The organism is Mycobacterium sp., assembly GCF_032162605.1.
Classification (GTDB): Bacteria; Actinomycetota; Actinomycetes; order Mycobacteriales; family Mycobacteriaceae; genus Mycobacterium.
On the sequence record NZ_JAVROT010000451.1, the window covers coordinates 1 to 8,054 of the forward strand.

Annotated in this window: 10 protein-coding genes and 1 pseudogene; 4 read left to right on the plus strand and 7 right to left on the minus strand. The window is 66.9% G+C overall.

What is annotated here, in order from left to right; translation table 11 throughout:
- A partial coding sequence (locus tag QOI01_RS25260; RefSeq protein WP_526385855.1) for an aldehyde dehydrogenase family protein occupies positions 1-684 on the plus strand: 684 nt, incomplete at its 5' end.
- A pseudogene (locus QOI01_RS25265) lies at positions 681-1,111 on the plus strand (nuclear transport factor 2 family protein). The gene QOI01_RS25260 and the pseudogene QOI01_RS25265, both read left to right, overlap by 4 nt.
- On the opposite strand, the gene rlmN reads toward QOI01_RS25265, so the two are convergent.
- Both rlmN and QOI01_RS25275 read right to left on the minus strand, forming a co-directional pair.
- Complete coding sequence (rlmN, locus tag QOI01_RS25270; protein ID WP_526385857.1) at positions 1,108-2,199, minus strand: dual-specificity RNA methyltransferase RlmN; 1,092 nt, start codon at positions 2,197-2,199, stop codon at positions 1,108-1,110. The pseudogene QOI01_RS25265 and the gene rlmN sit on opposite strands and share 4 nt — an antisense overlap.
- Before the next feature lie 23 nt (positions 2,200-2,222).
- The gene (locus QOI01_RS25275; protein ID WP_526385859.1) at positions 2,223-3,074 is read right to left on the minus strand and encodes a LysR family transcriptional regulator; all 852 of its coding nucleotides are present in this window, start codon (positions 3,072-3,074) and stop codon (positions 2,223-2,225) included.
- Positions 3,075-3,242: 168 nt separating this feature from the next.
- Between QOI01_RS25275 and QOI01_RS25280 the strand changes: the two genes are divergently transcribed.
- Entirely contained in the window at positions 3,243-4,187 is a 945-nt protein-coding gene (locus tag QOI01_RS25280; RefSeq protein ID WP_526385861.1) for an EamA family transporter, read from the plus strand.
- Here the strand turns inward: QOI01_RS25280 and QOI01_RS25285 are convergent.
- From QOI01_RS25285 to QOI01_RS25300, 4 genes are all read right to left on the minus strand, one after another.
- Positions 4,098-4,973, minus strand: coding sequence for a phosphatidate cytidylyltransferase (locus tag QOI01_RS25285; protein WP_526385863.1), 876 nt, complete (start codon positions 4,971-4,973; stop codon positions 4,098-4,100). The two genes, QOI01_RS25280 and QOI01_RS25285, sit on opposite strands and share 90 nt — an antisense overlap.
- A gap of 33 nt (positions 4,974-5,006) precedes the next feature.
- Positions 5,007-5,564 (minus strand): ribosome recycling factor, encoded by a 558-nt coding sequence (gene frr, locus QOI01_RS25290; RefSeq protein ID WP_526385873.1) that lies wholly within the window; start codon positions 5,562-5,564, stop codon positions 5,007-5,009.
- A 66-nt stretch (positions 5,565-5,630) separates the two neighbouring features.
- Positions 5,631-6,371, minus strand: coding sequence for a UMP kinase (gene pyrH / locus QOI01_RS25295; protein ID WP_526385865.1), 741 nt, complete (start codon positions 6,369-6,371; stop codon positions 5,631-5,633).
- 154 nt (positions 6,372-6,525) lie between these two features.
- A complete protein-coding gene (locus tag QOI01_RS25300) occupies positions 6,526-7,209 on the minus strand; it encodes a class I SAM-dependent methyltransferase (protein WP_526385867.1) in 684 nt (227 codons plus the stop codon).
- Between the two features lie 36 nt (positions 7,210-7,245).
- Between QOI01_RS25300 and QOI01_RS25305 the strand changes: the two genes are divergently transcribed.
- Entirely contained in the window at positions 7,246-7,671 is a 426-nt protein-coding gene (locus QOI01_RS25305) for a MarR family winged helix-turn-helix transcriptional regulator (protein WP_526385869.1), read from the plus strand.
- 61 nt (positions 7,672-7,732) lie between these two features.
- Here the strand turns inward: QOI01_RS25305 and QOI01_RS25310 are convergent.
- Positions 7,733-8,054 (minus strand): copper amine oxidase (locus QOI01_RS25310; RefSeq protein WP_526385871.1); only part of this gene is annotated, 322 nt, incomplete at its 5' end.

The window sequence follows — 8,054 nt, forward strand, 5'->3', positions numbered from 1 at the left end:
GGAAAATCGGCACACATCGTGCTCGACGACGCCGACCTCGGGTCGAGTCTTCCGATGGCCGCCATCATGGCCTGCGTGATGTCCGGGCAGAGCTGCATCCTGCCCAGCCGAATTCTGTTGCCCCGCAGTCGCTATCAGGAGGGTCTGGCCATCCTCAAGGCCACCATGGAGGGCTTCCCCGTCGGTGACCCCTGGGATCCGGGCAATATGCAGGGGCCGCAGATCAGCGAGACGCAACGCCAGAAAGTCCTCGGCCTGATCCAATCCGGCATCGACTCCGGTGCCACCCTCGTCACCGGCGGCGGCGTCCCGGAGGGCCTGCCGGTCGGCTACTACGTGCAACCCACCCTGCTCGCCGACGTCGACCCCGATTCCCGGATCGCCCAGGAAGAGGTCTTCGGCCCGGTGCTCGCCGTGACACCCTATGACACCGAAGAAGAAGCCATCGCGATCGCCAACAACTCCATCTACGGGCTGTCCGGCGAAGTCAGCAGCGCCGATGTCGACCGCGCCCTGCGGGTGGCGCAGCGCCTGCGCACCGGCAGCGTCACCATCAACGGCAAAACCTTCTTCGGCATCACCAGCCCGTTCGGCGGCACCAAGCAGAGCGGGCTCGGTCGCCGCAACGGCGACGAAGGCTATCGGGAATACCTGGAGGGCAAGACAATCGGGCTACCCGGGTGAGCGATCGGTCTGACGACGACAGCGCAATTACGCGGCTGCTGTTCTCCTACGCCCGCGCCGTCGACACCAAGGACTGGGAGCTGTACCGCTCGGTGTTCACCGACGATGCCGTCATCGACTAGTCGTCGAACGGAATTCCGGCTGGCACGCGCGACGAGATCACCGAGTTCCTCGCCTCTGCGTCGCCACCATCCCGATGTCTATGCGCTACATCACCATCACCAACGTCGAAACTGACGTTGCCGGAGACGGCGACTTGGCAACGGTGCGGGCCATGTTCTACAACCCGACGCAATTGCCCGGCATGGTCGGGTTGAGCGATTTCGGCGGCTACTACTTCCACGACCTCGTTCGCACGGCGGACGGCTGGCGCAGCCGCCACCTGCGCGAGGACGGCGTCTGGAACGTCAACGGACCCGGCGGCTAGGCTTCGCGGGCGAGTTGCCCACAGGCAGCAGCGATTTCGCGGCCGCGGGTGTCGCGAACCGTACAGGACACCCCGCGCTCCCTGACCCTTTTCACGAACTCGCGCTCGGCTGGCTTCGGGCTGGCGTCCCACTTGCTGCCGGGGGTGGGATTGAGCGGGATGACGTTGACGTGCACCAGCGGCCCCAGTGCGCCGTGCAGCTTCTTGCCGAGCAGGTCGCCACGCCACGGCTGATCGTTGACGTCGCGGATCAGTGCGTACTCGATGGAGACGCGCCTACCGGTCACGTCGGCGTAATATTTTGCAGCCTCCAGCGCTTCGCCGACATTCCATCGGTTGTTCACCGGTACCAGGGTGTCGCGCAACTCGTCGTCGGGAGCGTGAAGTGACAACGCCAGCGTGACACCGAGGCGTTCATCGGCGAGCTTGCGGATCGTTGGCGCCAGCCCGACGGTCGAGACCGTGACCGACCGCGCCGAGATGCCGAACCCGTGGGGTGTGGGCGCGATGATCCGTTTCACCGCGGCGAGGACCCGGTTGTAGTTGGCCAGTGGCTCGCCCATGCCCATGAAGACGACGTTCGACAACCTACCGTGGTGCTCGTCGCGCATCGCCGCCGCTGCCGCCCGGACCTGCTCGAGAATCTCTGCGGCGGAGAGGTTTCGGGTCAGGCCACCCTGGCCGGTGGCGCAGAACGGACATGCCATGCCGCAGCCTGCCTGCGACGAGATGCACAGGGTGCTGCGGTTCGGGTAGCGCATCAGCACCGACTCGATCGTCGTGCCGTCCGCCGCGCGCCACAGCGTCTTGCGGGTCTCCGCACCGTCGCACTCGATCGACCGGACCACGTCGAGCAGCCGCGGGAACAGAGCGTCGGCGACCTGGTCGCGCGTCGCGGCGGGGAGGTCGGTCATCTGCTGCGGGTCGGCGATCAGCCTGCCGTAGTACTGGTTGGCCAGTTGCTTGCTGCGGAACGCGGGCAGTCCGAGTTCGGCGACCGCGGCGGTGCAGGCCTCGTCGTCGAGGTCGGCGAAGTGCCGCGGGGGTTTGGCCCGTCGCGGTGCGTCGAACACCAGTGGCAGTTTCATGGTCGCTGTCATTATGGTCTCTATCAGGCCTTTTCGATCAATACGTCGCGGACCGCCCGCTCCACGGTCGCCAGGGCGCCCGCATCGACGCCGGAACGGCCGCGTACGAACACCGAAGCACGATTGGTCGGGGGCAGTCCCTCGGCCAGGCACAATCCGTCGGGCAGTCGGCCGATCATCGGTAGCAGTGCGACTCCGAGCCCGGACCGCACGGCTGCGAACATGCCAGACAGATCGGAGCACTCGGCGGCGATGCGATAGGGCACGGCAAGCCGGTCCAACGCGGCGAACGCGGGTTCGCGCAGCGTGCACGGCTCGGAGAACATAACCGCGGGCAGCGGTTCGCTCGCGGGAACCGAGAAGCTGCGGCCGGCGATCCATTTCAGCGCGACCATTCCCGACGCGTTCGCGGGGTCCAGACCGGACCCGTCCAGCATGACGGCCAGATCGACGACGCCGTGTTCGATCGCATCGGCGAGCGTCACGTTGCGATCCAGCCGGAACCGCAGCCGCCATTCGGGCAGCCGCTCCCCCAGCGCGCTGGTCAGGCCCGGCAGCATGACGTCGGCGCCGTGCTCGGTCGCGCCGATCAGCAGAACCCGCTCCTCGGCTGCCCCCAGGTCGGCGAGCGCGGCGTCGTGCGCGGTCAGGATGCTTCGGGCATGGACGAGCACCCGGTGGCCCAGTTCGGTGAAGGCGACGCCCCGGCCGGACCGCTCGACCACCGGTCCGCCGACGACGGCCTCGACCCGGCGCACGTGCTGACTGACGGCCGACTGCGTGAGGTGCAGAACTGACGCGGCACGGTGAAATCCGCCACAATCGGCTACGGACACCACGCTGCGCAGCGGCGCGATGTCGAGGACCTGACCCATGCCGACAACGTACTCCGATCAGCAGAAACGATCAAAGTGACCCAGCTGGTCGTCATTCCCGCCGTCGTGGGCCCAGAACGATCAGGATCTGCGATCGATCGCGATCGCTGAAATTCGTTGGACGGCACTGATGGCGCTGCGCAGCATGGAGAAGTGACACCCACCCGCATGCCACTGAGAACGGCGTCGGCCGTGACGTTCTTCTACGCCCTCGGTTATCCGATCGGCAACATGGCAGTCGACGCCATGACGCCGATGGCGGTGCTGGCAGTGCGCTTCGGACTGGCGGCGGCGATCCTGGGCTCGTGGGCGGCGATCGCGCGGGTGGCGTGGCCGACGGGCCGCAAGCTCGGACACGTGGCGGTCACCGGCCTGCTGATGCAGGCCGTGCAGTTCTGCGCCACGTACTTCGCCATCCAGCATGGTGCGCCGGCCGTGCTGTGCGCGGTGATCGTCGCCATGAACCCCGTGGCGACCGCACTGCTTGCGGCGACGTTCCTGCGCGACCGGCTGAACGTTCGCCGGGTCCTCGCGCTGCTGCTTGGCGTCGCGGCCGTGTTGGCGGCGTGCGCGAGCAGAATGATGGCCGAGAAGGGTCTGGACCCCGTGGTGTTGCTGCTGCTGGTCGCGTTGGCCGGCCTGGCCGCGGGCGGTGTGTACCAGCAGCGGTTCTGCGCCGACGTCGACTTCCGCGCCTCGACGGCGATCCAGAACTCCGTGGCGTTCCTTCCGGCATTGATCCTCGCGCTCACCACGCACTTCGCCGTTCACGACGCCGCCAAGGCCGTGTTCGCGGTGGCCGGGGTGGTGCTGTTGAACGCGACGCTGGGGGTGTCGCTGTACGTGCGGGCGATCAACCTGCACGGCGCTGCCGCGGTGTCGATGCTGTTCTGCGTCATCCCCGCCGTCGCCGGGGTGCTGTCCTGGCTGATGCTTGGTCAGGGAGTCGACGTCGGCACGGGGGCCGGCCTGGTGCTCGGCGCGCTCGCCTGCTGGCTCAACGCTTCTGGCTCGAAGCGTGGCTCACGCGAGAAGAGTCAGGACGACCCAGGTGGCGACGGCCGAGGGCAGGACCGAGTCGAGCCGGTCCATCAGCCCGCCGTGACCGGGTAGCAGCGTGCCCATGTCCTTGATTCCGAGATCACGTTTGACCTGGGACTCGATCAGGTCACCGAGGGTTCCGGTGATGACGAGCATGAGACCGAGCGGGACACCGACCCAGGCGGGCTTGTCCAGCAGGTAGGTCACCGCCAGCACGGACGCCGCGGTGCCGAAGATCAATGAACCGGCGAAGCCCTCCCACGACTTCTTCGGGCTGATCGCGGGAACCATCGGATGCTTGCCGAAAAGCACTCCGGCCGCATAGCCGCCGATGTCCGAGAAGACCACGCCGAGCATCAGACAGAGCACTCGCCAGCGTCCGTCGCCCGGATAGACGAGCAATGCGCCGAACGCGCCGAACAGCGGAATCCAGGCGGCCAGGAAGACCGTCGCCGTGACGTCGCGGAGATAGTTCACCGGGGCGTCCTTCAGCCCACCGGAGAGCAGGCGCCAGATCATGCACAGCACGACGGTGGCGCCGAACGCGCCGAATGCCCCTTCTGCGCCGAACGGCCACGTCAGCCAGACGATGGCCTGTCCTCCGACGAGCAGCGGGATGATCGGGATCGCGTACCCGGCGGTCCGCAGTCGACGAACGACTTCGTGGGTCGCGACGGCCATCGCGATGGCCACGACCGGGACCCAGCCAAGCGGCGCGAACACCAGGATGGCGATGACGCCGAACCCGAGGAAGGCGCCTACCGCGATGGCGGCGGGGAGGTTTCGCCCGGCCCGACCCTGTTTCTTGGGCTCGGGTGGGCCCGCCCCATCGGCAGGGGCTGTGTCGGTGTCTGCCACCGTGCTGTTGCTGAAGGTCTGGTCTCCGGCGACCTAGACCTCCAGCAGCTCGCCTTCTTTGTGCTTGACCAGGTCGTCGATCTGGCCGGTGTAGGTCTGCGTGCTCTTGTCCAGGTCCTTCTCGGCCCGTCCGACCTCGTCCTCGCCCGCTTCGCCGTCCTTCTTGATGCGGGTCAGTTCCTCCATGGCCTTGCGGCGGATGTTGCGCACCGTGACCTTCGCGTCCTCGCCCTTGGACTTGGCCTGCTTGACGAGGTCGCGCCGACGCTCCTCGGTCAACTGCGGAATCGAAATGCGAATGACGTTGCCGTCATTGCTCGGGTTGACACCGAGGTCGGAATTGCGGATGGCGTCCTCGATGCTGCGCAGCTGGGCCGACTCGTACGGCTTGATGACGACGAGGCGGGCCTCGGGCACGTTGATGCTGGAGAGCTGTGTGATCGGCGTAGGCGAACCGTAGTACTCGACCCTGACCCGGTTGAACATGCCGGGATTCGCTCGACCGGTGCGGATGGACGAGAGGTCGTCGCGTGCCACCGACACCGCCTTCTCCATCTTCTCTTCGGCATCGAAGAGCGTTTCGTCGATCACTTCCACCATCTCCCGTCGCTGACGCTCGCCCACGGCGAGCTGGCGCTCGCCCAGCCCATCCACCCGTCAGGTGGTGACCAGTGTTCCGATCTTCTCACCTGCGACCGCGCGCGCGATATTTCCATCGGTGAGCAGGTTGAACACGAGGATGGGCATGTGGTTGTCCATGCAGAGGCTGAACGCCGTCGCGTCGGCCACCTGCAGGCCGCGATCGATGACCTCGCGGTGCGTGATCGACCTGAGCAGCTCGGCATTGGGATTCGTGCGGGGGTCGTCGGTGAAGACGCCGTCGACGGCCTTGGCCATCAGCACCACCTCGGCACCGATCTCCAGAGCCCGCTGGGCGGCGGTGGTGTCGGTGGAGAAGTAGGGCAATCCCATGCCTGCGCCGAAGATGACGACGCGGCCCTTCTCCAGGTGGCGGCGCGCCCGTCCGGGAATGTACGGCTCTGCGACCTGTCCCATCGTGATGGCGGTCTGCACGCGGGTGGCGATGCCTTCCTTCTCCAGGAAGTCTTGCAGCGCAAGGCTGTTCATCACGGTTCCGAGCATGCCCATGTAGTCCGACCGGCTGCGCTCCATGCCGCGCTGCTGCAGTTGCGCGCCGCGGAAGAAGTTGCCGCCGCCGATGACGACCGCGACCTGAGCTCCGTCGCGCACCACCTCGGCGATCTGGCGGGCGACCAGGGCGACCACGTCGGGGTCGAGGCCTACCTGCCCACCGCCGAACATCTCACCGCCCAGCTTGAGCAGGACACGTGAATAACCCGACTGGGCGGCTGGGTCAGCTTGGGCCAATTCCGCCATCCTGACTCCTTCGGGTCCGCACACGGGGTGGCCATCCGAGGGCGTTCAACGAGGACGGCGCCCCCAATCCTGCCAAATGGCTGGACTGGGGGCGCGAACGGGTAGCGAAGGTCGGTACGGCTGGCCGCCCGATGGTTCCTCGCGCGAGCGCTCGTCAGCGATGCGCGGACAGCAACCAGGCGCCCACCGACTTGCGGCCCTTGGCCTCATCGCGGATGTCGGCTCCAGCGAAACCCTCGAAGCCCTCCAGGAAGTTCTCGGGCACGTTGGCGTGAATGCGGGCGGGCCGGATCTCGTCGATGACCCAGTACTTGGACACCACGTCACGGAGCTCCTGCTCGGTGACGGGGTTGGCTGGGCCCTGCGGCATGCCGGCCCGGTCGAAGACCAGCACGAAGTACGACGCGCCAGGCGCGGCGGCACGGACGATCGACTGCTGGTATCCGTCGCGCAGTTCGACCGGCATCGAGTGGAAGAGAGTCGAGTCGATCACGGTGCCGAACCGTCCGTCATAGCCGGTGAAGGCGCTGATGTCGGCGACGTCGAAGGTAGCGTTGGTCAGGCCGCGCTTGGCTGCCTCGTCGCGCGCCAGCGTGATGGCGGTCGACGACTGGTCGAGGCCGACGGTCGTGAACCCCTGCTCGGCCAGCGCCAACGCGGTGGCCGCCTCGCCGCAGCCTGCGTCAAGTACGTCGCCGTGGATCTTGCCCGCAACGATCAGGGCCGCGATCTCGGGCTGGGGTTCGCCGATGCTCCACGGCGGCTTGTTGCCGAGACCCATTTCGTTGGCCTCGCCACGGTAGGCGGAATCGAACATTTCATCAGTGGGATGAGTCATGCCTCCTGTTTATCAATCTAGTTGATATGTGTCAAGATGATTGACATGACTGAGCAAGAGGGCCAGCCGCTGGGCTACCTCCTGACCCGGGTCGCGGCCGCGTTGCGCTCCGAAGTGACGGCGGGTGTGCTCGAACCACTGGGACTGTCGTTTCCGCAGTACATCTGCATGCGCATCCTGTCCCACGCGCCGGGCCGGTCCAATGCGCAGTTGGCACGGGATGTCAACGTATCGCCGCAGGCAATGAACATGGTGGTGCGCGGACTGCAGGAGCGCGGACTCGTCACTCGGCCCGCAACCGTGGCATCCGGGCGTTCACTTCCTGCCGAACTCACCAGGGAGGGCACAGCCCTGCTGGACGGGCTCGATCAGGGAGTGAGGGAGGCGGAACGCAAGGTGCTCGCCCCACTGAGCGAGCAGGACCGCCGTCAGTTCCGGCGGTTGCTCGCCCACCTCGGCTAGAGCGGCCTCCGATGCCGGGCCCCGAGGACTCGAGGCCGGACACCGAAGGCCACTCCTGCGTCTATGACTCCTGAGCCTTCTCGGCTACCGGCAGACCCGCGTGGTGCGCAGCGTGGCAGGCCTTCGGCGGCGTCGGCGGAATGTCCAGTGCCGGGTTGCCGTCGAAGAAGCCGATCGGCTTGAGGTGGAATCCGGTGTAGGCACAGGGCATTACGGGCCAGTCCTCCGGACGCACCACGTGGTGGGCGCCAAGGGTGTACCAGAGGACGACGTCCGTGTCCTCCAGCGGCGCGTCGTCGGCGATGAACTCCGGCAGGCCTTGCGCATCCGCTGACTGGTACATGTAGTCGCCTGCCGCGAACTTCTCCGCCTCGTCGTACTTG

What these genes read in the sequence shown, in the direction of transcription:
- rlmN (WP_526385857.1), bottom strand. Translation starts at nt 2,199, where the DNA reads ATGAAACTGCCACTGGTGTTCGACGCACCGCGACGGGCCAAACCCCCG.
- QOI01_RS25275 (WP_526385859.1), bottom strand. Translation starts at nt 3,074, where the DNA reads ATGGGTCAGGTCCTCGACATCGCGCCGCTGCGCAGCGTGGTGTCCGTA.
- QOI01_RS25280 (WP_526385861.1), top strand. Translation starts at nt 3,243, where the DNA reads ATGCCACTGAGAACGGCGTCGGCCGTGACGTTCTTCTACGCCCTCGGT.
- pyrH (WP_526385865.1), bottom strand. Translation starts at nt 6,371, where the DNA reads ATGGCGGAATTGGCCCAAGCTGACCCAGCCGCCCAGTCGGGTTATTCA.
- QOI01_RS25300 (WP_526385867.1), bottom strand. Translation starts at nt 7,209, where the DNA reads ATGACTCATCCCACTGATGAAATGTTCGATTCCGCCTACCGTGGCGAG.
- QOI01_RS25305 (WP_526385869.1), top strand. Translation starts at nt 7,246, where the DNA reads ATGATTGACATGACTGAGCAAGAGGGCCAGCCGCTGGGCTACCTCCTG.